Here is a 23,329-nt window from a genome sequence, read left to right as displayed (position 1 = left end):
CTCGAACCATCTGAGCCGAGCGCCGGCGCCGGAGCACGTGCTCAGGCCGACGTCGTGGCGGCGAGGCTCCGGGCCAGGATCCGCGCCGCCTCCGGGAACCGCTCCGGCTCCGCGCCCGAGTAGTTCAACCGCACGAAGGGCCCCGACGGCTCGGCGGGAAACCACTCGCGCCCCGGGGCGATCGCGAGGCCCCGGGCTTCGGCGTCGCGGACGAGACCGTCGACGTCGGTGCCGTCGGGCAGGCGTGCCCACAGGTTGAGCCCGCCGGCGGGCACCGCCTCGACGTGGACCTCGGGCGCGTGCTCGCGGAGGCTCTGCACCAGCAGGTCGCGACGCGCCCGGAGCTGCCCGCCGAGGCTGCGGAGGTGGGCGGCCCACCCCGGCTGGGTGACGACGTCGAGCGCCGCGGCCTGCACGACGCCGCTGACGTACATCGCCTCCGCCGCGCGGTCCGCGACGATCCGATCGCGCGCGGGCCCGCGCGCGATCACGACCGCGACCCGCAGCGCCGGCGACACGTTCTTCGTGAGGGAGCGCAGGTAGATGACGTGCCCGTCGTCGTCGAGGGCGGCGAGGGGCCGGACTCCGGCGTCGATACCGAGATCGTGCGCCCAGTCGTCCTCCACGAGGAAGGCGCCGTGACGTCGGACGGTCTCGAGCACAGCGCGTCCGGTCTCGACCGGCCAGCTCGCCCCGGTGGGGTTCGCGAAGTTCGGCTGCGCGTAGAAGGCCCGCGCTCCGGTCTCCGCGAACGCCCGCTCGACCGCTGCGGGGTCCGGCCCGGCCGGCCCGGTCGGCACCGGCACGAGCACCACGCCGGCCTGTTCGGCTGCGAGCATCGCTCCCCAGTAGCTCGGCGACTCGATCAGCATCGGGCGTCCCGCACCCACGAGCGCTCGGAAGATCGAGCTGAGACCTCCCTGGCTACCGGCAGTGATCAGCGCATCGCGCGGTGCCGCGTGCGCGACCCCGGCCGGAGCCGCGGCGGCGAGCTCGTTCGCGAACCACGCCCTGAGTTCCGGCACGCCGGCAGCCGGCGACCGGGTCATGGCGGCGTCGGTCCTCGCCGCACGGGCGAGCGCCTGGCGGACGGCTCGTTCGGGCAGCAGCTCGCGGGCCGGGTAGCCCGAGTGCAGCGCGATCGCGTCGGGTGCGACCTGACGGTGCGTCGCCGACAGCGCGGCCGTGCGCGACGGCGGCGCGCCGAGTGCCGCCGTCTGCCATCCGTAGTCGGCGGGCCGAACCGCGCGCGTCGCACGCACGAACGTGCCGATGCCCGGCCGGCTCTCGACGAGGCCCAGCGCGATGAGCTGCCGCATCGCCTTCTGCACCGTCACCGGGCCCGCTCCGAACTCGTGCATGAGCGCCCGATTCGACGGCACCCGCGCCCCGGGCGGCGCCGCAGCGATCCATGCCCGCAGGTCGGCGACGATGCGCTCGGTGCTACTCTGACTCATGACAGGCCAGAGTAGCGTTATCCATCGTTCGACGACAGTGCTTTCAGGGCGCGCCGGACTCTGGTGGGGGCTCCTGGGTGTCACCGCCTTCTCGTTCACGCTGCCGTTCACGCGCGTCGCGGTCGGCGGGCTCTCGCCGCTCTTCATCGGATCGGCGCGCGCGGTCGTCGCCGCCGCCCTGGCAGCGACCGCCCTCGCGCTCACGCGTCAGCACTGGCCGACCGCCGTGCAATGGGCTCGCCTCGCCATCGTCGCGGGCGGCGTCGTCGTCGGATTCCCGCTGCTGAGCTCGTTCGCGCTCACGACGGCCCCTGCGAGTCATGCCGCGGTCGTCGTCGGCCTCCTGCCGGCGGCGACCGCGGTGACAGCCGTGATCCGGGCGAAGGAGCGGCCGGCGCGGTCGTTCTGGCTCTTCGCCGGCCTCGGGGCGATCGCGGCGATCGCGTTCGCCTCACTCCAGCACGGCGGGCTCGGCGGGCTGCAGTGGTCCGACCTGCTGCTGTTCGGCGCCGTCATCGCCGCGGCGATCGGCTACGCCGAGGGCGGCCTGCTCGCGCGGGAGCTCGGCTCGTGGCAGACGGTCTCGTGGGCGCTCGTGGTCTCCGCTCCGCTCATGCTCGCCTTCACCGGCGTCTCGGTCGCGCAGCAGCCGCCGGCGGCGACACCGGCCGAGTGGCTGGCCTTCGCCTATCTCGCCGTCGTCAGCATGTTCCTGGGCTTCTTCGCCTGGTACCGCGGCCTTGCGATCGGCCCGATGGCCCAGGTCAGCCAGGTGCAGCTCGTACAGCCGGTCATGAACATCGGGTGGGCCGCACTCCTCCTGAACGAGCCGATCGGCTGGCCGACCCTCTTCGGCGGGCTCGCGGTCGTCGCGTGCGCAGCGCTGGCGGTGCGCACCAGACTGCTTCCGCGGTAGCGCTACGCACTCCGAACTGAATCGAGCACTGGGCTCGGGGCAGACGGGGCGTTAAACAAGAAGAGCCGCCAGCATCTCTGCTGGCGGCTCTTCTCGAAAGAATGTCCGGCGGTGTCCTACTCTCCCACAGGGTCCCCCCTGCAGTACCATCGGCGCTGCGAGTCTTAGCTTCCGGGTTCGGAATGTGTCCGGGCGTTTCCCTCGCGCTATGGCCGCCGAAACTCTAGGACCAAACCGTGTTCACCCTTGGTGGGTGGGTTTGGTGGTCTCGGTGTACACACCCCTTGGTGTGGGGTGTGTTTGTTCTGTGTTGAGTTTGTGTTTCCGTCTGTTGGGAACCACAGAGTGGACGCGAGTCATCAGGGCCACGCACACGGCCTTTACTTGAATGAGTTCAAATCGTGTGGGTGTAGTGATAATCAAGTTATCGGCTTATTAGTACCGGTCAGCTCCGACAGTCGTTAGTCCTGTCTTCCACATCCGGCCTATCAACCCAGTCGTCTGGCTGGGAGCCTCTCCCCCCGAAGGGGATGGAAATCTCATCTTGAGGCCGGCTTCCCGCTTAGATGCTTTCAGCGGTTATCCATTCCGAACGTAGCTAACCAGCGGTGCTCCTGGCGGAACAACTGGCACACCAGAGGTTCGTCCAACCCGGTCCTCTCGTACTAGGGTCAGATCCTCTCAAATTTCCTGCGCGCGCAGAGGATAGGGACCGAACTGTCTCACGACGTTCTAAACCCAGCTCGCGTACCGCTTTAATGGGCGAACAGCCCAACCCTTGGGACCTACTCCAGCCCCAGGATGCGACGAGCCGACATCGAGGTGCCAAACCATGCCGTCGATATGGACTCTTGGGCAAGATCAGCCTGTTATCCCCGAGGTACCTTTTATCCGTTGAGCGACAGCGCTTCCACAAGCCACTGCCGGATCACTAGTCCCGACTTTCGTCCCTGCTCGACCTGTCAGTCTCACAGTCAAGCTCCCTTGTGCACTTACACTCGCCACCTGATTGCCAACCAGGTTGAGGGAACCTTTGGGCGCCTCCGTTACTTTTTGGGAGGCAACCGCCCCAGTTAAACTACCCACCAGGCACTGTCCCTGAACCGGATCACGGTTCGAAGTTAGATATCCAGAGTGACCAGAGTGGTATTTCAACAACGACTCCACCGACACTAGCGTGCCAGCTTCACAGTCTCCCACCTATCCTACACAAGCCACACCGAACACCAATACCAAGCTGTAGTAAAGGTCACGGGGTCTTTCCGTCCTTCTGCGCGTAACGAGCATCTTTACTCGTACTGCAATTTCGCCGAGTTCGCGGTTGAGACAGCTGGGAAGTCGTTACGCCATTCGTGCAGGTCGGAACTTACCCGACAAGGAATTTCGCTACCTTAGGATGGTTATAGTTACCACCGCCGTTTACTGGGGCTTAAATTCTCAGCTTCGCCTTGCGGCTAACCGGTCCTCTTAACCTTCCAGCACCGGGCAGGCGTCAGTCCGTATACATCGTCTTGCGACTTGGCACGGACCTGTGTTTTTAGTAAACAGTCGCTTCCCACTGGTCTCTGCGGCCACTCCCCGCTTCCTGGAGCAAGTCCATTCACGGTTCGGGCCCCCCTTCTCCCGAAGTTACGGGGGCATTTTGCCGAGTTCCTTAACCACGATTCTCTCGATCTCCTCGGTATTCTCTACCTGACCACCTGAGTCGGTTTGGGGTACGGGCGGCTAGAACCTCGCGTCGATGCTTTTCTCGGCAGCATAGGATCACCCACTTTTCATCCGCATCACGTCTCAGCCTTGATGAACCGCGGATTTGCCTACGGTTCGGCCTACACGCTTGCCCCGGGTCAACCATCGCCCGGGCTGGGCTACCTTCCTGCGTCACACCTGTTAATACGCTCACTCCACCAGATGGGGTCGCATGCCGCCTCGCGATCGTCCCCGAAGGGATCCACGCGGATTGGGATGCTTAGCACTCCTGATTTCATGTGGGCGGTTCTTCGCCGGTACGGGAATATCAACCCGTTGTCCATCGACTACGCCTGTCGGCCTCGCCTTAGGTCCCGACTTACCCAGGGCAGATTAGCTTGACCCTGGAACCCTTGGTCTTCCGGAGGACGGGTTTCTCACCCGTCTTTCGCTACTCATGCCTGCATTCTCACTCGTGTACCGTCCACGGCTGGTTTCCACCGCCGCTTCACCCGGCACACGACGCTCTCCTACCCATCAACACGGCTGGACCACGAAGGCCTACCACAAATGTCAATGCCACAACTTCGGTGGCGTGCTTGAGCCCCGTTACATTGTCGGCGCGGAATCACTTGACCAGTGAGCTATTACGCACTCTTTCAAGGGTGGCTGCTTCTAAGCCAACCTCCTGGTTGTCTGTGCAACTCCACATCCTTTCCCACTTAGCACGCGCTTAGGGACCTTAGTTGGTGGTCTGGGTTGTTTCCCTCTCGACGATGAAGCTTATCCCCCACCGTCTCACTGCTGCGCTCTCACTTACCGGCATTCGGAGTTTGGCTGACGTCAGTAACCTGTTGAGGCCCATCGGCCATCCAGTAGCTCTACCTCCGGCAAGAAACACGCAACGCTGCACCTAAATGCATTTCGGAGAGAACCAGCTATCACGAAGTTTGATTGGCCTTTCACCCCTATCCACAGCTCATCCCCTCCATTTTCAACTGAAGTGGGTTCGGTCCTCCACGACGTCTTACCGTCGCTTCAACCTGGCCATGGATAGATCACTTCGCTTCGGGTCTAGGACCTGCGACTGAATCGCCCTATTCAGACTCGCTTTCGCTACGGCTGCCCCACACGGGTTAACCTCGCCACAGATCACTAACTCGCAGGCTCATTCTTCAAAAGGCACGCTGTCACCCCAACAAGGAGGCTCCAACGGTTTGTAAGCAAACGGTTTCAGGTACTATTTCACTCCCCTCCCGGGGTACTTTTCACCTTTCCCTCACGGTACTTGTCCGCTATCGGTCATCTGGGAGTATTTAGGCTTATCAGGTGGTCCTGACAGATTCACACGGGATTTCTCGGGCCCCGTGCTACTTGGGATACCTCTCCGGGCCGTGCACGATTTCGACTACGGGACTCACACCCACTCCGGTCCGGCTTTCAATCCGGTTCGTCTATCGCACACGCGTCACCGTGACTGCACGGCAGTACAGTCCGAAAGGTCCCACAACCCCGACCATGCAACCCCTGCCGGGTATCACACATGACCGGTTTAGCCTCTTCCGCTTTCGCTCGCCACTACTCACGGAATCACGGTTGTTTTCTCTTCCTGTGGGTACTGAGATGTTTCACTTCCCCACGTTCCCTCTACCCGCCCTATATATTCAGGCGGGAGTCACCAGGTCACCCAAAGGGCCTGGCGGGGTTTCCCCATTCGGAAATCCTCGGATCACAGCTCGTTTATCAGCTCCCCGAGGCTTATCGCAGATTACGACGTCCTTCTTCGGCTCCAGATGCCAAGGCATCCACCGTTTGCTCTTAGAAACTTGAAATCACATGAGTTATAAGAAGCCACCAGCCCGAAAGCCGGCGGCGACCAATGATTAGTCACACACACCCCCGAAAGGGCATGTGATCGAAATCTTGTGATCGACCCCGAAGGGTCAATCTAAGATGCTCGCGTCCACTATGTAGTTCTCAACAGACGGCCAGAACCCCCACACCCACCAGCAACCGCCGGCATCGATGAAGGCCTGAAGGGAAACCATCCCCAACCACACCCCGAAAGGTGATGGCCATGTCCGGTCCCTCAGGACCCAACAGCGTGCACGTACCCAACCCGCAAACTCCAGTCGTTCCAACCCCACCGAAGCGAGGCGTACTGAACCAGAACCATTGGCCTGGATACCTATGTCAATGTTCCACCCATGAGCAACCAGCAAGACACACTCGGCCTTGATCTGGTATGCACTGCAGAAACCCGAAAGCTTCTGAGTTGCTCCTTAGAAAGGAGGTGATCCAGCCGCACCTTCCGGTACGGCTACCTTGTTACGACTTAGTCCTAATCACCGATCCCACCTTCGACGGCTCCCTCCACAAGGGTTAGGCCACCGGCTTCGGGTGTTACCGACTTTCATGACTTGACGGGCGGTGTGTACAAGGCCCGGGAACGTATTCACCGCAGCGTTGCTGATCTGCGATTACTAGCGACTCCGACTTCATGAGGTCGAGTTGCAGACCTCAATCCGAACTGAGACCGGCTTTTTGGGATTCGCTCCGCCTTACGACATCGCAGCCCTTTGTACCGGCCATTGTAGCATGCGTGAAGCCCAAGACATAAGGGGCATGATGATTTGACGTCATCCCCACCTTCCTCCGAGTTGACCCCGGCAGTCTCACATGAGTTCCCACCATAACGTGCTGGCAACATGCGACGAGGGTTGCGCTCGTTGCGGGACTTAACCCAACATCTCACGACACGAGCTGACGACAACCATGCACCACCTGTATACGAGTGTCCAAAGAGTTCACCATTTCTGGCGCGTTCTCGTATATGTCAAGCCTTGGTAAGGTTCTTCGCGTTGCATCGAATTAATCCGCATGCTCCGCCGCTTGTGCGGGCCCCCGTCAATTCCTTTGAGTTTTAGCCTTGCGGCCGTACTCCCCAGGCGGGGCGCTTAATGCGTTAGCTACGACACGGAAACCGTGGAAAGGTCCCCACATCTAGCGCCCAACGTTTACGGCGTGGACTACCAGGGTATCTAATCCTGTTCGCTCCCCACGCTTTCGCTCCTCAGCGTCAGTAAGTGCCCAGAGACCTGCCTTCGCCATCGGTGTTCCTCCTGATATCTGCGCATTCCACCGCTACACCAGGAATTCCAGTCTCCCCTACACCACTCAAGTCTGCCCGTACCCACTGCAGGCCCGAGGTTGAGCCTCGGGATTTCACAGCAGACGCGACAAACCGCCTACGAGCTCTTTACGCCCAATAATTCCGGACAACGCTCGGACCCTACGTATTACCGCGGCTGCTGGCACGTAGTTAGCCGGTCCTTTTTCTGCAAGTACCGTCAAGACCCAAAGGGCCCCTTCTTCCTTACTAAAAGCGGTTTACAACCCGAAGGCCGTCATCCCGCACGCGGCGTTGCTGCATCAGGCTTGCGCCCATTGTGCAATATTCCCCACTGCTGCCTCCCGTAGGAGTCTGGGCCGTGTCTCAGTCCCAGTGTGGCCGGTCACCCTCTCAGGCCGGCTACCCGTCGACGCCTTGGTGAGCCATTACCTCACCAACAAGCTGATAGGCCGCGAGTCCATCCCAAACCGAAAAACTTTCCACCCCACACCATGCGGTGCAAGGTCCTATCCGGTATTAGACGTCGTTTCCAACGCTTATCCCAGAGTCCAGGGCAGGTTACTCACGTGTTACTCACCCGTTCGCCACTAATCCCCAAGTGCAAGCACCTGGTTCATCGTTCGACTTGCATGTGTTAAGCACGCCGCCAGCGTTCGTCCTGAGCCAGGATCAAACTCTCCAAAAAAAATGGTTCCCAACACCCAAAGGCATCGAGGAGTTCAAATCACTGACAGAGAAACAACTGACTTCAAAAAATCAAATTGTCCATCAATCAAAGGAATCCCACCGATCCAAAGACCGGCTGGGGTTCAATAAATTGGCATTGAACATAGTGCACGCTGTTGAGTTCTCAAGGAACGGACGCACCCGAGTTTCAGTCTCTCGACCTGCCCTCAGGGCAACCTGTCAACCATACCACCTCTTCGCCGGCCTCCGATACACGATCGGATCACACGCGTTCGAGTCACCAACCCGGAGGCCGTGACATCAATTGAGGTGAGGTTTCATCTTAGGCTTGAAATCACCGAGTCGCAATACTGCGCCTTCGAGGTTATTTGGCTAAGATCATCGTCTTCGCGGCCGGTCTGCTTCTCGCTTTCCGCTCCGCCGTGGCGACAAGAAAGAATCTACGCGGCAGGGTCCCGATGCGACAAATCGGCCGTGCATCCCGGGCGTGTCGCGCCCGTCCGGCATGGCCGGGCCGGCGGCATCCGGGCGCGACATCCACCCGTCATCGCGCCTCCGGCGACGCACGGCTCCGCCGCGGTCGCCGCGCCCGCAGCCGGCTGCGTGCCGGAGACACGTCGACGGCGCCCCTCCTGGTCGGAGGGGCGCCGTCGGGTGGTCGCAGCGGTGTCTAGCCGACGCCCTCGAGCGCGTCCGTCTCGGTGTTGCCGATGTTGGCGATGACCTCGGGCCGACGCTTGGCGAGGTGCAGGTACCAGGCGATCGCTGCGATCATCGTGATGAGGAACAGGTACGGGATCACGTTGAGCGGCCACGCCGGCACGGGCCACACGTTCGCGAAGAACACGTACGCCATCGCACCGACCGAGACGACGGCGCAGAACCACACGAGGCCGTTGCGCATCTTCTCGCGGCGCGTGTACGCGACGCAGGCGATCGCGACGAGCGCGTACGCCACCATGTACCCGTAGGTGCCGTAGGTGTCGACCCAGACGACGATGTCCATCGGGTTCACGCCGATCGCGAGCAGCACGAGATCGAGCGCGATCGCCGCGGGGCCCGCGATGAGCAGCACGCGGTGCGGGGTCAGGTGCGTGTCGTGGGTGCGGCCGAATCGCTCGGCGACGACCCCCTCCTTGCCCATGACGTAGATGATGCGCCCGACGACGTTCAGCGGGGCCACGACGACGGCGAAGAACGACGCGCCGACGCCGAAGGTGAGGATCGGGGCGAACCACGTCGGCATGCCGATCTGCGTCGCGATGGCCTCGAGCGGGCTCGCCACCGTGGCGAGGTCCTCGCCGAGGATCGCGATCTGCGTGTACGCGGAGAACACGTAGAGGATGCCGACCGTGACCGCGCTCCACATGATCGCCCGGGGGATGGCGGTGTACGGGTTCTTCGCCTCGCGGCCGAGCGCATCGGCCGACGAGAACCCGACGAAGCCGAGGATGCCGAGCACCATGCCCGCGGCGACGCCCTGGAAGGGCACCCCGTCGAGCGAGAACTGCGCCGGGTCCCACGCCGCCGGCCCGGCCCAGGCGAGCGCGAGGATGAGCAGGATCAGGATGATCGTGACGGAGACGAGCTCGAGCACGAGCGAGACCCGCGCGGACAGCCGGATGCCGCGGATCGTGAAGAGCGTGGCGAGTCCGCCGAGCACGACGGCGAGCGCCATCGACCAGCCGAGGCCCTCTGCGGGAATGCCGATGAGCACGAGGAACTGGTTCATGTACGAGACCGCGCCGCCGAGCGAACCCGCGGCGATGCCCCAGCAACCGACGAGCAGCGCGATACCGGCGAGGTAGGCGCCGAACGGGCCGAGGCCCTTCGCGACGTAGGTGTACAGCGACCCGGCCGAGGCGTGGCGCTTCGCGAAGACGGCGACGCAGTAGCCGACCGCGAGGATCACCAGGGTGGCGAGCACGAACGAGAGCATCGTGCCGTTGCCGGCGCCGATGTAGATGCCGGCAGCGGTGAACGCGATGACCGCGCTCGGTGCGATGTTGGCGATGGCCTGGGCGGCGAGCTCGGGCCCGCTCATGACGCCGCGGCGGAGGCCGGCGTCGACGGGGGCCGACGCGGGGGCGCCGGTCTGGGTGGGGGCTGACATGGGCAACTCTCCAATGAGTCGGGGCGGTGGGTGGGGGTGCGTCGAAACGGGTGGGACGTCGGGTGCTACGGGATGAGCAGCGTGCGCAGCGCCTCGCCGGATTCGAGCTCGTCGAACGCCTCGGCGGCCTCGGCGAGCGGGCGGCGCGCCGAGATGAGCGGGTCGAGCTTCAGCTGGCCGTCCATGTATCGGTCGACGAGCGCGGGGATGTCGATCGAGGGGCGCACCGAACCGTAGTTCGAGCCGAGGATGCGCTGGTCGGCCTCGGCGAGCACGAGCGGTTCGAACGAGGCCTTCGCACCGGTCGGCGGGAGGCCCACGATGACCGCCGCTCCGCCGAGACCGAGCATGCGGATGGCCTGCTCGGTGGTCACGGTCCGGCCGATGGCGTCGAAGGCGTAGTCGACCCCGTCGGGGACGAGCTCGAAGAGCTGCTCGACCGCGTCGGCCTGCGAGGCATCGATGCGGTCGGTGGCGCCGAACTGCAGGGCGAGTTGCGTCTTCTCGGGCAGCACGTCGATCGCGATGATGCGCTCGGCGCCCGCGAGCTTCGCGCCCTGCACGACATTGAGGCCGACGCCGCCGCAGCCGATGACGGCGACGGTCGCCCCGGGCTCGACGGCGGCGGTGTTGAGCACGGCACCGACGCCGGTGGCGACGGCGCAGCCGACGACGGCGATGACGTCGAGCGGGGCGTCGTCGCGCACCTTCACGGCACCGGATGCCGGCACGACGACCTCCTCGGCGAACGACGAGACCCCGAGGTAGTGGTGCACCGGCTGGCCGGCCTGCTCGAGGCGCGACGTGCCGTCGAAGAGCACGCCCTTGGGTGCGACGACCGTCGCCACCTTCTGGCAGCGGGCCTCGTGGCCCGAACGGCAGTACCGGCACTCGCCGCAGGGCGGCACCCAGCTGAGCACGACGTGGTCGCCGACGGCGAGCGAGGTGACGCCCTCGCCCAGCTCGACGACCACGCCCGAGCCCTCGTGCCCCATGACGAGCGGTGCCGGGGCGTCCCACTCCCCTCGCTTCACGTGCAGGTCGGAGTGGCAGACCCCGGCCGCGGCGATCTTCACGCGGACCTCGCCGGCCTTCGGGGCGGCGAGGTCGACCTCGGCGACCTCGATCGGCGTCTCCGGCTGACGGAAGACGATGGCTTTCATGATGCTCCTTCGGATCGCTCGTCCGGGCGGGATCTCGTGCCCGGGCATGGCGATGGTAGGCAGGCCGCCCCACTCACGTCATTGCGAAGAAGTGTGAGTCGAGCGTGAGCTGATCGACATTTCGTACAATCGAGTCGTGGCGCGCCGACTCGACTCCATCGCAGCGCACGTCGGTGCCGAACTCGTGGCCGGGCGTCTCGACGGGTCGGTGCCCGTCGACTCCGCGGTGCCGCTCGCCGACTTCGCCGTCGTGGGCCATCCGGCCTTCGCCACCCTCGTCGTCGGCCGGCCGGGCGAGCTCGCCGCCGCAATCGGTGCGGGCGACGACCGGGCCGCCGAGCTCGCGGCCGCCGTGCTCGTGACGACCGGCGACACCGCAGAGCTGCGCGCAGCCGTCGCGAACGCCGATGCGACGGCGATCGTCGGCGCGACGACGCCGCCCGACGCCCTGCTCCCGACGCTCGTCGCGCTGCTGGCCACCGACCAGGCAGCCGAGGACCGGCTCGTGACGACCGGCACGAAGGTGCTCACGCAGGTCGCCCGCCGGGGCGGAGCGAAGGCCGTGATCGCCGAGCTCGCGCATCGCATCGACGGCTGGGCGGTGCTCGTCGACGTGCACGGCCAAGTGATCACCACCGCGGGCGCCGGCGGGCTGCACGTGCAGGATGCGATCGCGGTCGCGTTCAATCGGCCGGTGCGGGTGCGCCATCCAGGACTGCAGGTGCACCCGGTCGGGCCCGGCGAGGACCTCACCGCCCACCTCGTCATCGCCTCGCGCGAAGGCTCGACGAGCCGGAGCCGCGACCTCGCGTCGCAGGTCGCCGCCCTGCTCGACCTCGTGCTGCGCACCCACGACCACACGGGCACCGAACGCCTCGGCCGTGCGGTCATGGTCGACACCCTGCTCGCGGGCGGTGCGGAGGCATCCGCGCTGCTCGGGCGGTGGGGGGTGCGCGAACGCAGCTTGACGGCGTTCGCCCTCTCGAGCCGCTCGAAGGCCGTCGACCTCGAACGGCTCGTGACGCGGTGGCTCGACGAACTCGGCGCCGTGCACGTCGTGACCGAGGCGCACGAGCGCGTGCTGGGATTCCTGCGCGACGACCACGTCGACGCGTTCGCCCGCCGCGTCGACGAGTTCGCACTCGACGGCCGCGCCGTGCTGCGCCTCGGCCTGGGCTCGTCGGCTCCCGGCGACGGCCTCGCCCGCAGCGCGGGCGAGGCACGGCAGGCGCACGAGGCCGCCGTCGCCGATGCCCGCACGGTCGTTCGGTACCGGTCCCTGCCCACCGTGGCGTACGTCCTCGAACGACTCGACGGCGACGGGACGGCGCGCATCGGCGAACTGCTCGACGGCCTGCGCGACGACGACGGCGCACACGGCGAGCTGCTGCAGACCCTGCGCGTCTACCTCGCCGAGCACGGCGCCCTCGGCACGACGGCCGCCACCCTCGGCGTGCACCGGCAGACGCTCGCCTCCAGGCTGGCCCGCATCGAGGAACGGTCGGGGCTGTCGCTGTCGAGCCCCGACGATCGCGCCGCCGCGTGGCTCGCCCTGCGGGCGCTCGAGCGCTGAGCCAGCGCGCCCGGCGATGCCCGCCATCGGAATTCCGATGCCGGCGGGGGATGCCTCGGAGGGAGACTCGTCGGCGTCGAAAGGAACCCCATGACCAGCATCCTCATGATCGTCACCGCCGCCGACGCGATCGAGCTCGCCGACGGCAGCACCCACCCGACCGGATTCTGGGCGGAGGAACTCGTCGTCGCCCACCGCGCGCTCACCGCGGCGGGAGCCGAGGTCACGCTCGCGACGCCCGGCGGCGCCCCGGCGCCCGTCGACCCCGGTTCGCTGTCGCCGGAGATCGTGGGCGACGCCGCCAAGATCGAGGAGTTCCGGGGCTACCTCGAGTCGATCGCCGCGGAGCTCGCCGCACCGGCGGCGATCGGCGAGCTCGACGCCGCCGCCTACGACGCGCTCGTGCTGCCGGGCGGCCACGGTCCGATGGTCGACCTCGCGCACGACCCCGCCGTCGGCGCCGCCCTCGTCGCGGCCGACCGCGCCGGCGTGCTCATCGCGCCGTTCTGCCACGGTCCGGCGGCCCTGCTCAGCGCGACGCTCGCCGACGGCGGGTTCGCCTTCGCCGGCCGGGCCCTCACCGTGTTCACCGACGAGGAGGAACGCACCGGCGGGCTCGGTGCGGGTACCCCGTGGTTCGTCGCATCGGCGCTGGCCGAGCGCGGCGCGCACGTCGAAGGCGGTGCCGCCTGGTCGAGTCACGTCGTGCGCGACGGCAACCTGATCACGGGGCAGAACCCCCAGTCGAGCGAGGCGGTCGCCGGCGCCCTGCTCGAGGCCCTCGGCGAGCGCGCGGCCTGAACCCCTCGGCGCCGGTGCCCACCGGCGTCCCGAAGCCCGAAGCCCGAACGCATCGGAGGTTCAGCCGGCCGAGATCTCGCGGAGCGCGGCCGCGATCGACCGCAGCGGCTCGCGCCGCTCGAGCTCTCCCGCGCGCGTCACGACGTAGAGCGTGTTGAGCGGGGCGAACTCGGGCTCGTGCAGCACCACGAGCTCGCCCTCGGCGAGCTCGTGGGCGACGAGGTAGGTCGGGAGCACCGACATCCCGGCGCCGGCGACGAGGGCGGCTCGGATCGCCCGGAGGTCGGGCAGCACGGCGCGCACGCGGAGCTCGTCGGGCCGGTGACCGAACACCGACCGCCAGTACCGTCGCACGATCGGCAACTCCTCGCCGTACGCGAGCACCGGGATCTCGGCGAGCGCCGCCTCGGCGAGCAGTCCGGCCGGGCGGAACGCCGGCGCCGCGACGAGCACGAACTCCTCGTCGACGAGCGGGGCCGCGCTGAGGCCGCGCTGCGCCGGGCGCACCGAGCTCACGACGAGGTCGAGGCGACCCGCGCGCAGTTCGTCGAGCAGCGGTTCCGCGAGTCCGAACCGCATCCGGACGCGCACGGACGAGGCGTCGGCGAGCCGGTCGATGTTCGGCGCGACGACTTCGCCGAGGAACTCGGCCGCGCCGCCGAGGTCGATCGTCACCGCATCGCCGGCGACGGCGGGCGCCAGCACGTCGTCGAGCGCATCGAGGTGTCCGGCGATGCGGCGGCCGAGCGCCACCGCCCGCGGCGTCGGCACGACCCCGCCGTGCGTCCGCTCGAACAGGGCGGTGCCGAGTCGTTGCTCGAGCGCCTGCACGTGCGCGCTCGCGGTGGCTTGGGAGAGGCCGAGCAGGCGGGCGCCCTCGCTCACCGACCCCGCCCGCAGCACGGTGAGGAAGGTGCGCAGATGCTCGAGATCGTGAGCCGCCATCGCGGCGATTCTGCCACAGGGAAGAACTCGGGCCCCGGCTCGGTTGTCGAGAGGAGATCGAACACGAAGGAGACCTCCATGCCGCTCGAGGGCGAGTACGCACCCAGCACCTCCGATTGGGCCCGCAAGCAGGCCGAGAAGTTCGAGGCGTCGGACGGCGCCGCAGCGAACACGCTGCGCGGTCGGCCGATCATCGTGCTCACGACCCGCGGCGCGAAGAGCGGCAAGCTCCGCAAGACCGCGCTCATGCGCGTCGAGCACGCCGGGGAGTACGCGGTCGTCGCCTCGAAGGGCGGCTCGCCCGAGCAGCCCCAGTGGTACTGGAACCTCAAGGCGCACCCCGAGGTCGAACTGCAGGACGGCGATCGGAAGCACGACTACGTCGCGCGCGAGGTCGAGGGCGCCGAGCGCGACGAGTGGTGGGCGCGCGCGAACGAGACCTGGCCCGACTACGCGAACTACCAGACGAAGACCGACCGGCTGATCCCGGTCTTCGTGCTCACCCGAGTCGTGCTCTGACGCCGGCGCGCGGTCACAGCCCGCGCATCGTGAACACCTGCGCGAGCAGTCCCCGCATCGGCGGCACCCCCAGCAGCCGCACCGCGCTGTTGCGCAGGACGAGCCGGATGCCTCGTGCCGGAGCTCCCATGGCCATGTTGAAGCGCGCGCGGCGGCACGCCCGCCGGGCCGCGCGGCGACGACGACGACCGTAACCGGCGAACGGGTGCTCGATCGGGGCGCCCCGCCGTTCGGCGGCGGCCGCCTCGCCGATGGCGTCGCCGAGCGCGAGCGCGTCGAGGAACCCGAGCGTCATGCCCTGCCCGCCGATCGGGCTCACCTCGTGCGCGGCGTCGCCCGCGAGTGCGACCCGGCCGCGGTCGAACCGGCCGGCGAGGTGCTGCCTCGCCTCGAAGGTGCTCGGCTCGACGGCCCGGTCGTCGAGTCGCACGCCCACGCGCTCGTGCACGATCGCCGCGAAGCGCGACGGGGCGACCGGGTCGCCGCGATCGGTCGCGCGTCCGAGGTGGGCGACCCACCGGCGGCCGCCGGGCAGCGGCAACGCCTCGACCACGCCTCCCGGCTCAAGGAACAGCCGCGCCACCTCATCGCCCGGCCCGGCCACGTCGGCCATCGCGTACACGGCCCGGCCGGGTCGGCGCCGCCAGGCGATGCCGAGGCCCGCTCTCGTGGAGCTGCGCACGCCGTCGGCGACCACCGCCCATCGCGCCGCGATCTCCGCGCCGTCGGCGAGCTGCGCGACCACGCCGTCTGCGCCCGGCACGAGTCGCACGACCTCGTAGCCGCGGCGCATCGCCCCGGGCGCGAGCTCGCCGAGGCGCCGTTCCAGCGCCGCCTCGACGACGTGCTGGGGCACCGAGAGCACCGCAGAGGCTCCGGCGAAGCGCATGCGGCCGAGCCGTCGCCCGAGGCATCCGACCTCCCCCGCGGTGATGCGCGCACCCTGCCGCTCGAGTCCGGCGGCCACGCCGACCTCTGCGAGCGCCAGGACACCCGGCGCGTGGACGCCGATCGCCTTCGGCCGCGTCGAGCGTTCGAGGCGCCGTTCGACCACGACCACGTCGAGCCCGCGCGACGCCGCGAGGCAGGCGGTCATGAGGCCGACCGCGCCGCCGCCGACCACCACGACGTCGACCTCGCCCATCCGTTCGCCTCCGGCTCGATCAGTGACGCGGGCGGCCCGCCGCATCCGCCTGCCAGATCACCTCGAGCCGGGACGGCGCGGCGCGGCGCACCCGCCAGCCCGGCGGCAGCGCCGCGGCGAGCTCGGCCGCGGTGTGGCTGCGACGGATGGACGCCAGCCCGTCGACGCGGATGTACGAGTCGCGCAGCAGGTTCGCGGCGAACGGCAGCGTGCCGGCGGCGAAGGCCGCGTACGCGAACCGGCTGCGCTCGATGTCGCCGTGCACGACGGTTCCGCCGAGCTCGGCGAGACGCTCGGAGTCGGCGAGCAGCGAGCCGAACTCCAGCCCGTCGAGGTGGTGCAGCATGTGGTTCGACACGACGAGGTCGAAGTGACGGTCGGCCTCGGCGAGCTCGCCCGTCGTGACGCCCAGCAGTTCGAGCCCCGGCGCGGGGTCGGCGTCGGCGGCCGCCCTGGCCGCGGCGAGCGCGCGGGGGTCGGGGTCGATCGCGGTGATCTCGAGCCGCATGCCCTCGGCCGACGCCTGCCGGAGCCACCGGCGCGGGAGGTCGGCGGCGCCCGTGCCGACGTCGAGGAGCCGGGTCGTCCAGACCGGTGAGAGACGGGGCCGGATCCAGTTGCGGTAGACCGAGCCGCCGCCGGAGACCACCCGGTTCACGAGCCGGAACTGCTCGAAGGTGCGGGCGAGCATCTCGGGGTCGCACCCGGGGTCGTCCATCAGCTCGCGGGCCGACTCGTCTCGCGAGCCGAGCGACCGCCAGAGCCCGCCGTCCTTCCGCACGGTCAGCACCGCTCCCTCATGCCTGCAGCACCGTCATGAGCGCCGACTCGACCGTGAGTCCCGGACCGAACGCCATCGCCGCGACCCGGTCGCCGCCGGCGGCGTCGCCGTCGAGGATGCGGCGCAGCACGAACAACACGGTCGCGCTCGACATGTTGCCGAAGTCGCGCAGCGTGTCGCGCGCCGGCACGAGCTGCGCCTCGCTCAGCACGAGCCTCGCCTCGACCTTGTCGAGGATGCTGCGACCGCCCGGGTGGATGGCCCAGTGCTCGACCGCCTGCCCCGAGGCATCCGTCTCGAGCGCCTCGGCGAGCGCCGCGTCGTGGGCGAAGAGCGGTTCGAGCGCCCCCGTGATGTGCTCGTCGATGATCCCGGGAATCGCGTTCGAGAGCACCATCTCGAAGCCGTGGTCGCCGATCTTCCAGGCCATGTCGCCCTCACCCGTCGGGGTGATGCGGGTCGCGAAGCGGTCGAGCGCGAATGCCCGCTCGCCGGGCTCGGGTTCGCGGGCGGTGACGATGGCGGCCCCCGCGCCGTCGGCGAAGAGCGAGGACGCCACGATCGTGTCGGGGTCGTTCGACGATCGCAGGTGCAGCGTGCAGAGCTCGACCGAGACGACGAGCACGACGGCCGAGGCATCCGCCTCGCAGAGTTGGGCGGCGAGCCGGAGGGCCGGGATCGCGGCGTAGCACCCCATGAACCCGAGGTGGTAGCGCTCGACGCCCGGGTCGAGGCCGAGCTCGCGCGCGATCATGAAATCGGGCCCGGGCGCGTAGAAGCCCGTGCAGCTCACCGTGATGACGTGGGTCACGTCGGCGGCCTCCACGCCGGGCGTCGCGTCGATCGCGGCGCGACCCGCGGCGACGTAGAGGCCGGTCGCGTACTCGGCGTAGAGCTCGTTGCGCGCCTTCGTGCCGGGGAAGAGCAGCTCGCCCGACGCGATGTCGAAGAACACGGGTTCGTCGGGGTGCGCGTCGCGACTGAGTTCGCTCAGCACCGTGTGCCGTGTCTCGATGCCCGAGACGTCGAAGCTCGTCGTGATGATGCGCTGCGCGAGCCGGTTCAGCCCGGGCTGCGCGGCGAACACGTCGCGCACCTCGGGCTGCACGAGCACGGTCGGCGGGACGGCGGTGGAGAGTCCTCGCAGTGCGACGGTCATGCCCCATCGTAGGGTCGTCGAGGGAGCGGACGGCAAGGGGTGGTCCCGATCCCGCGCCGCCGCCCCGTCCGCCGCGCGTCGTCGTCCCGTCCCCGCAATACGGGTCTATCCGCGCGCCGGCCGGCCGCCGTATCATGCAGTCACGATCGCAGCGGTCGGTTCGACGGCGCACGGAGCGGGGATGCGATGGACACGGAACCGGCGGCGAAGCAGGCCTCGCGCGCGGTGATCCCGCTCGCGATCGCACAGTTCATCATGGTGCTCGACAGCTCGGTGATGAGCGTCTCGATCAGCCAGCTCGTCGAGGAGTTCGACACGACCGTGTCGACGATCCAGCTCGCGATCACGCTCTACGCCCTCGTGATGGCCGCGCTCATGCTCACGGGCGGCAAGATCGGCGACCTCTTCGGCCGGCTCAGGATCTTCCGCATCGGGCTCGTGATCTACGCGGTCGGCTCGCTCATGACCGCGATCGCTCCGACCGTCGAGGTGCTCATCGTCGGCTGGTCGTTCATCGAGGGCGCCGGCGCGGCCCTCGTGCTGCCCGCCCTGGCCGCACTCGTCGCCGGCAGCTACGAAGGGCCGGCCCGGGCGCGCGCATACGGCATCATCGGCGGGGTCGCGGGCGCGGGCGTCGCGATCGGCCCGCTCCTCGGCGGCTGGCTCACCACCGAGTACTCCTGGCGCTGGGTCTTCGCCGGCGAGGTCGTCTTCGTCGTGTTCGTGCTCGCGGTGAGCCGGTGGATCACCGACGACCACGTTCGCGAGCGATTCCGCCTCGACCTCGTCGGCGCGCTCCTCTCGGCGCTCGGGCTCGCGCTCGTGGTCATCGGCGTCCTCCAGAGCGGCACCTGGGGCTGGCTCCAGCCGCTCCAGTCGCCGATCACCCCGTTCGGCTTCGCACTCACCCCGTTCGTGATCGGCACCGGGCTCCTGGTGCTCTGGGGCTTCTTCGCGTGGGAGCGCAGGGTCGCCGCTCGCGGACGCGTGCCCCTGCTCGACGTGCGCAACCTCCGCATCCCCGCACTGCGCTCGGGGCTGGCGAGCCTGCTCGCGCAGAACCTCGTGCTGCTCGGCATCTTCTTCGCGGTGCCGCTCTACCTCCAGGTCACCCAGGGCATGGACGCGTTCCAGACGGGCATCCGGCTGCTGCCGACGTCGATCGCGATGCTCGCCGCCGCCGCGATCGGCGCACGCCTGGGCGCGGCGCTCGGCGCCCGCGCGCTCGTCCGGACGGGACTCGTCACGATCGTGCTCGCCTGCCTCGTGATCATCGCGACGATCGAGCCGGTGCTCGCGACGACGCCCTTCGCCATCGGCATGGCGCTCGTCGGTCTCGGCGCAGGCCTGCTCGCGTCGCAGCTCGGCAACGTCGTGCAGTCGTCGGTGCCGTCGGAGGCCCGCAGCGAGGCCGGCGGCCTGCAGTACACCGCGCAGAACCTCGGCTCATCGCTCGGCACCGCGCTCATCGGGTCGTTGATGGTCGGGGCGCTCGCGTCGTCGGTGCTCGGGCTCATCGCCGCCGATCCCGACCTCGAGTCGGCCGTGCGCGACCAGGCGACCGTCCAGGTGTCGCAGGGCCTCGAGTACGTCACCCCGGCGGAGGCGGAGGCGGCGCTCCTCGAGGCGGGCTACCCGGCCGAACAGGTCGACGACCTCGTCGAGCACTACGCGGCGTCGCAGCTCTGGGGCGTGAAGGTCGGCATGCTCGCGTGCGCGGTGGCGGCGCTCGCCGCCCTCCCCGCGACCCGCCGGCTGCCCGGCCGCCGCGACACGGCGGCGCTGACCTCCGCCTGAATCGGCGGCGAACGCGACGGATGCCGCGGGCCACAGGGGCCCGCGGCATCCGCGTCGTTCGCGCTCGAGGCGCTCAGGCGAGCAGCTTCGCCTTCGCGGCGGCGAACTCGTCGGCCGAGAGGATGCCCTGCTGCTGCAGGGCGGCGAGCTTCTGCAGCTCGGCGACGACGTCGACGCCGCCGGCCGGGGCCGCGGGTGCCGCAGCCGCCTGCTGGGCGGCGGCCTGTTGCGCGGCCTGCTCGGCGTAGGCCTGCTGCTGCGCGGCCGCCTGCTGCTGCTCGTAGGCCTGCGCCTCGTACTTCTGCTCGGCGCGCTCGTTCTGACGACGCGCCACGTTGCCGGAGACCGCGGTCGCGGTGCCCGCGACGACCGCCGTGCGCGCGGCCATGCCGATGAGGCCGGGACGACCCATTCGACGCAGAGGCATGATCAGTTCTCCTCACCGCTCGCCTGAGCGAGCAACTCGTTGACGACCGGCGCGGGAATGCGCTCGGTCGACAGCACCACGCCGCCGCCCTGGGCGAAGCGCGATGCGAGCTTCTTGGCCCAGACGAGCTCGAAGGCGGCCAGCGCCGCCGAGGTGCCCGGAGGGATGAGCTCGGCGAAGTCGTCGACGTCCTCCGCACCGACGAGGCCCGACTGCTCGAGCTCGAGCACGCCGAAGCCGTACGACTCGCCTTCGTCTTCGATTTCGACGATGCGCACCGAACCGTCGGGCTCGCGCGAGACGATCACGAGGTCGAGCAGGCGGATCTCGCCGCCCTCGACCAGCTCCTCGAGGGCCTCCACCGTGCCGGCGTCCAGCCGGTCCCCCTCGAATCCAACCAGGTACAGCTCCACCGGGCCGTACTCGAACTCCGCCATGATTCCCCTTGGGTTCGAAGATGCGCCGCCGGCGGTCACCGGCGACATCCGAAGACTAACCCCGACGCCCACGAGCCGCCACAACGCGCGCTGCGCTCAAGGCGAACGGGGCGGCCCCCGTTCGGGCCACACGGAACGCGATGGTCCTTCCCTGCCGTGCGCGCGCCGAGTAGCGTCGACCGAAGGGCGGACCGCCCGTGCAGTCGACGAGGGGATGCACTCCACATGTCCAAGGAATTCAAGGGGACGATCAAGCTCGACGTCCGCGACTCGGTGGCCGACTGGTCGCCGTACGAGCTGCCGAAGGCGCCCGAGGGGTCGCCCAACATCCTGGTCATCCTGTACGACGACACGGGCATGGCCTCGTGGTCGCCATACGGCGGCCGCATCAACATGCCGACGCTCGACCGGCTCGCGAAGAACGGGCTCACCTACACGCAGTGGCACACGACCGCGCTCTGCTCGCCGACGCGGTCGACCTTCCTCACCGGGCGCAACCACCACGCCAACGGCATGGGCGTGATCATGGAGGGCACGAACGGCTTCCCGGGCCTGTCCGGTCGCATCCCCGAGGAGTGCGCGACCATCGGCCAGGTGCTGCAGCAGAACGGCTACTCGACGTTCTGGGTCGGCAAGAACCACAACGTCCCCGAAGAGGACATCTCGGCCGGCGGCAGCAAGGCGCAGTGGCCGCTCGCGATGGGCTTCGACCGCTTCTACGGGTTCCTCGGCGGCGAGACGAACAACTGGTACCCCGACCTCGTCGAGGACAACCGGTTCGTCGAGCAGCCCTACTCGCCCGAAGACGGCTACCACCTCTCGAAGGACCTGGCCGACCAGACGATCCGCATGATCCGGGACCAGAACGCCTCGAACCCCTCGAAGCCCTGGTTCACCTGGTTCTGCCCGGGTGCCAACCATGCGCCGCACCACGCGCCGCAGGAGTACATCGACAAGTACAAGGGACTGTTCGACGACGGCTACGACGCCTATCGCACATGGGTGCTCGAGCGCATGATCGAGCGCGGCATCCTGCCGGAGGGCACCGAGCTCACACCCTTCAACCCCCTGCCCGAGGACCAGGCGAACCCCGCCGACTACGTCAAGCCGTGGGAGTCGCTCTCCGCCGACGAGCAGCGCCTGTTCAGCCGCATGGCCGAGGTGTTCGCGGGCTTCAGCGAGTACACCGACGTGCAGACCGGCCGCATCATCGACTACCTCGAGGCATCCGGCCAACTCGAGAACACGCTCATCTTCTACTGCGCCGACAACGGCGCGTCGGGCGAGGGTTCGCCCGACGGTTCGGTCAACGAGAACAAGTTCTTCAACGGGTTCCCCGACGACCTCGCCGAGAACCTCTCGAAGATCGACGTGCTCGGCGGGCCCGAGACGTACAACCACTACCCGACCGGGTGGGCCGCGGCGTTCTCGGCGCCCTTCCAGATGTTCAAGCGCTACGCCCAGTTCTCGGGCGGCACGTGCGACCCGATGGTGATCCACTGGCCGGCCGGCATCAAGGCCAAGGGCGAGATCCGCCACCAGTACCACCACTCGACCGACATCGTCGCGACCATCCTCGACGTCATCGGCATCGAGTTCCCCGAGGTGTTCCGCGGGGTCGAGCAGCGACCGCTCGACGGGGTCTCGATGAAGTACAGCTTCGACGCCGAACCCGACGGGCCGACCGAGAAGCACGTGCAGTACTACACGATGATCGGCACGCGCGGCATCTGGAAGGACGGTTGGAAGGCGGCGAGCATCCACGCGCCGCTCACCGGGCACGGGCGCTTCGACGAGGACCGCTGGGAGCTCTACCACGTCGACGAGGACCGCTCGGAGTCGAAGGACCTCGCCGCCGAGCACCCCGAGAAGCTGAAGGAGCTCGTCGACCTCTGGTTCGAGGAGGCCGAGCGCAACCACGTGCTGCCGCTCGACGACCGGTCGGCGCGCGAGCAGCTCACGATCGAGCGGCCCCAGTCCGAGCCGCCGCGCTCGCGCTACGTCTACTACCCCGACACCGGCGCCGTGCCTGAGTCGGTCGCGGTCAACGTGCGCGGCCGTTCGTTCAAGATCATCGCCGACGTCGAGGTCGACACGGGAACGCAGGGCGTGCTCTTCGCGCACGGTTCGCGCTTCGGCGGCCACTCGCTGTTCATCAAGGACGGCAAGCTCAACTACGTGTACAACTTCCTCGGCATCCCGCCCGAGCAGGCGTTCACGTCGGAGGCGCTGACCCCCGGCAAGCACGCCCTCGGCATGGAGTTCGTCCGCGAGAGCGCCGGCGAGCACGGCGAGTCGATCGGCACCTGCAAGCTCTACGTCGACGACCAGGTCGTCGCCGAGGGGCCGATGCGGGCGCAGGTCGGCAAGTTCACGCTGTGCGGCGACGGCCTCTGCATCGGCTACGACAGCGGCGACGCGGTGAGCAGCCAGTACACCGACTCCTTCCCGTTCACGGGCGGCACGCTGCTCGGGGTCGCCATCGACGTCAGCGAGGAGCAGTACCTCGACCTCGAGCTCGAGGCCCTCGCGGCGTTCGCGCGCGAGTAGCCGACCTCATCACCGAACACGGATGCCTCGGCGAGCAG

The 23,329-nt window shown here is 68.2% G+C and carries 15 protein-coding genes and 3 rRNA genes; 6 read left to right on the top strand and 12 right to left on the bottom strand.

Translation table 11 applies throughout. From position 1 onward, the window contains the following. Nucleotides 1-41: 41 nt before the first annotated feature. The gene (locus tag LR269_RS04170; protein ID WP_231429506.1) at nt 42-1,457 is read right to left on the bottom strand and encodes a PLP-dependent aminotransferase family protein; all 1,416 of its coding nucleotides are present in this window, start codon (nt 1,455-1,457) and stop codon (nt 42-44) included. On the opposite strand from LR269_RS04170, the gene LR269_RS04165 reads away from it, so the two are divergent. Next, a complete protein-coding gene (locus LR269_RS04165; RefSeq protein WP_231429505.1) occupies nt 1,456-2,373 on the top strand; it encodes a DMT family transporter in 918 nt (305 codons plus the stop codon). The two genes, LR269_RS04170 and LR269_RS04165, sit on opposite strands and share 2 nt — an antisense overlap. Before the next feature lie 103 nt (nt 2,374-2,476). Here LR269_RS04165 and rrf read toward each other — a convergent pair. The 5 genes from rrf to LR269_RS04140 form a co-directional block, all read right to left on the bottom strand. Further along, nucleotides 2,477-2,593, bottom strand: a 5S ribosomal RNA gene (rrf, locus tag LR269_RS04160). A gap of 195 nt (nt 2,594-2,788) precedes the next feature. Further along, a 23S ribosomal RNA gene (locus LR269_RS04155) occupies nt 2,789-5,894 on the bottom strand. A gap of 454 nt (nt 5,895-6,348) precedes the next feature. Next, nucleotides 6,349-7,880: ribosomal RNA gene (locus tag LR269_RS04150) — 16S ribosomal RNA — on the bottom strand. Together the 16S, 23S and 5S rRNA genes form the textbook arrangement of a ribosomal RNA operon. Before the next feature lie 672 nt (nt 7,881-8,552). Next, complete coding sequence (locus LR269_RS04145) at nt 8,553-9,926, bottom strand: APC family permease (RefSeq protein WP_308191672.1); 1,374 nt, start codon at nt 9,924-9,926, stop codon at nt 8,553-8,555. A gap of 134 nt (nt 9,927-10,060) precedes the next feature. Next, nucleotides 10,061-11,158 carry an alcohol dehydrogenase catalytic domain-containing protein gene (locus tag LR269_RS04140; RefSeq protein WP_231429502.1) on the bottom strand — a complete coding sequence of 366 codons (1,098 nt, stop codon included), beginning with the start codon at nt 11,156-11,158 and terminating at the stop codon, nt 10,061-10,063. 136 nt (nt 11,159-11,294) lie between these two features. On the opposite strand from LR269_RS04140, the gene LR269_RS18975 reads away from it, so the two are divergent. Both LR269_RS18975 and LR269_RS04130 read left to right on the top strand, forming a co-directional pair. Continuing rightward, nucleotides 11,295-12,731: a CdaR family transcriptional regulator gene (locus tag LR269_RS18975; protein ID WP_231429501.1), complete on the top strand. Its 1,437-nt coding sequence runs from the start codon at nt 11,295-11,297 to the stop codon at nt 12,729-12,731. Between the two features lie 90 nt (nt 12,732-12,821). Next, nucleotides 12,822-13,532, top strand: a complete 711-nt coding sequence (locus tag LR269_RS04130) for a type 1 glutamine amidotransferase domain-containing protein (protein WP_231429499.1) — start codon at nt 12,822-12,824, stop codon at nt 13,530-13,532. 60 nt (nt 13,533-13,592) lie between these two features. Here LR269_RS04130 and LR269_RS04125 read toward each other — a convergent pair whose 3' ends face one another. Then, nucleotides 13,593-14,477: a LysR family transcriptional regulator gene (locus LR269_RS04125; protein WP_231429498.1), complete on the bottom strand. Its 885-nt coding sequence runs from the start codon at nt 14,475-14,477 to the stop codon at nt 13,593-13,595. A gap of 78 nt (nt 14,478-14,555) precedes the next feature. Here LR269_RS04125 and LR269_RS04120 point away from each other — a divergent pair, with 78 nt between their 5' ends. Beyond that, a complete protein-coding gene (locus tag LR269_RS04120; protein ID WP_231429497.1) occupies nt 14,556-14,996 on the top strand; it encodes a nitroreductase family deazaflavin-dependent oxidoreductase in 441 nt (146 codons plus the stop codon). A 13-nt stretch (nt 14,997-15,009) separates the two neighbouring features. Here the strand turns inward: LR269_RS04120 and LR269_RS04115 are convergent, their stop codons facing one another. Genes LR269_RS04115 through LR269_RS04105 form a run of 3 tightly spaced genes read right to left on the bottom strand, consistent with a single transcriptional unit; the run spans nt 15,010 to nt 18,080 of the window. Further along, nucleotides 15,010-16,140, bottom strand: coding sequence for an NAD(P)/FAD-dependent oxidoreductase (locus LR269_RS04115; protein WP_231429495.1), 1,131 nt, complete (start codon nt 16,138-16,140; stop codon nt 15,010-15,012). 19 nt (nt 16,141-16,159) lie between these two features. Beyond that, entirely contained in the window at nt 16,160-16,930 is a 771-nt protein-coding gene (locus tag LR269_RS04110; protein WP_231429493.1) for a methyltransferase domain-containing protein, read from the bottom strand. A 7-nt stretch (nt 16,931-16,937) separates the two neighbouring features. Beyond that, nucleotides 16,938-18,080: a type III polyketide synthase gene (locus LR269_RS04105; protein ID WP_231429492.1), complete on the bottom strand. Its 1,143-nt coding sequence runs from the start codon at nt 18,078-18,080 to the stop codon at nt 16,938-16,940. A 186-nt stretch (nt 18,081-18,266) separates the two neighbouring features. On the opposite strand from LR269_RS04105, the gene LR269_RS04100 reads away from it, so the two are divergent. Next, nucleotides 18,267-19,877 (top strand): MFS transporter, encoded by a 1,611-nt coding sequence (locus LR269_RS04100; protein ID WP_231429490.1) that lies wholly within the window; start codon nt 18,267-18,269, stop codon nt 19,875-19,877. 73 nt (nt 19,878-19,950) lie between these two features. On the opposite strand, the gene LR269_RS04095 is transcribed toward LR269_RS04100, so the two are convergent. Beyond that, on the bottom strand, nt 19,951-20,304 hold the full coding sequence (locus LR269_RS04095; RefSeq protein ID WP_231429488.1) for an SHOCT domain-containing protein: 354 nt from the start codon (nt 20,302-20,304) through the stop codon (nt 19,951-19,953). A gap of 2 nt (nt 20,305-20,306) precedes the next feature. Continuing rightward, on the bottom strand, nt 20,307-20,741 hold the full coding sequence (locus LR269_RS04090; RefSeq protein ID WP_231429486.1) for a DUF6325 family protein: 435 nt from the start codon (nt 20,739-20,741) through the stop codon (nt 20,307-20,309). Nucleotides 20,742-20,966: 225 nt separating this feature from the next. Here LR269_RS04090 and LR269_RS04085 point away from each other — a divergent pair, with 225 nt between their 5' ends. Then, nucleotides 20,967-23,291, top strand: coding sequence for an arylsulfatase (locus tag LR269_RS04085; protein WP_231429483.1), 2,325 nt, complete (start codon nt 20,967-20,969; stop codon nt 23,289-23,291). Nucleotides 23,292-23,329: the final 38 nt, after the last annotated feature.

The sequence above is a fragment of the Agromyces sp. S2-1-8 genome (genome assembly GCF_021129215.1).
GTDB lineage: Bacteria > Actinomycetota > Actinomycetes > Actinomycetales > Microbacteriaceae > Agromyces > Agromyces chromiiresistens.
Note: the sequence above shows the minus strand (reverse complement) of the source record. Positions and strands in the feature narration are given on the sequence as shown.

What these genes read in the sequence shown, in the direction of transcription:
- LR269_RS04095 (WP_231429488.1), bottom strand. Translation starts at nt 20,304, where the DNA reads ATGCCTCTGCGTCGAATGGGTCGTCCCGGCCTCATCGGCATGGCCGCG.
- LR269_RS04105 (WP_231429492.1), bottom strand. Translation starts at nt 18,080, where the DNA reads ATGACCGTCGCACTGCGAGGACTCTCCACCGCCGTCCCGCCGACCGTG.
- LR269_RS04100 (WP_231429490.1), top strand. Translation starts at nt 18,267, where the DNA reads ATGGACACGGAACCGGCGGCGAAGCAGGCCTCGCGCGCGGTGATCCCG.
- LR269_RS04140 (WP_231429502.1), bottom strand. Translation starts at nt 11,158, where the DNA reads ATGAAAGCCATCGTCTTCCGTCAGCCGGAGACGCCGATCGAGGTCGCC.
- LR269_RS04130 (WP_231429499.1), top strand. Translation starts at nt 12,822, where the DNA reads ATGACCAGCATCCTCATGATCGTCACCGCCGCCGACGCGATCGAGCTC.
- LR269_RS04145 (WP_308191672.1), bottom strand. Translation starts at nt 9,926, where the DNA reads ATGAGCGGGCCCGAGCTCGCCGCCCAGGCCATCGCCAACATCGCACCG.
- LR269_RS04165 (WP_231429505.1), top strand. Translation starts at nt 1,456, where the DNA reads ATGACAGGCCAGAGTAGCGTTATCCATCGTTCGACGACAGTGCTTTCA.
- LR269_RS04085 (WP_231429483.1), top strand. Translation starts at nt 20,967, where the DNA reads ATGTCCAAGGAATTCAAGGGGACGATCAAGCTCGACGTCCGCGACTCG.
- LR269_RS04125 (WP_231429498.1), bottom strand. Translation starts at nt 14,477, where the DNA reads ATGGCGGCTCACGATCTCGAGCATCTGCGCACCTTCCTCACCGTGCTG.
- LR269_RS04120 (WP_231429497.1), top strand. Translation starts at nt 14,556, where the DNA reads ATGCCGCTCGAGGGCGAGTACGCACCCAGCACCTCCGATTGGGCCCGC.
- LR269_RS04170 (WP_231429506.1), bottom strand. Translation starts at nt 1,457, where the DNA reads ATGAGTCAGAGTAGCACCGAGCGCATCGTCGCCGACCTGCGGGCATGG.
- LR269_RS04090 (WP_231429486.1), bottom strand. Translation starts at nt 20,741, where the DNA reads ATGGCGGAGTTCGAGTACGGCCCGGTGGAGCTGTACCTGGTTGGATTC.
- LR269_RS04115 (WP_231429495.1), bottom strand. Translation starts at nt 16,140, where the DNA reads ATGGGCGAGGTCGACGTCGTGGTGGTCGGCGGCGGCGCGGTCGGCCTC.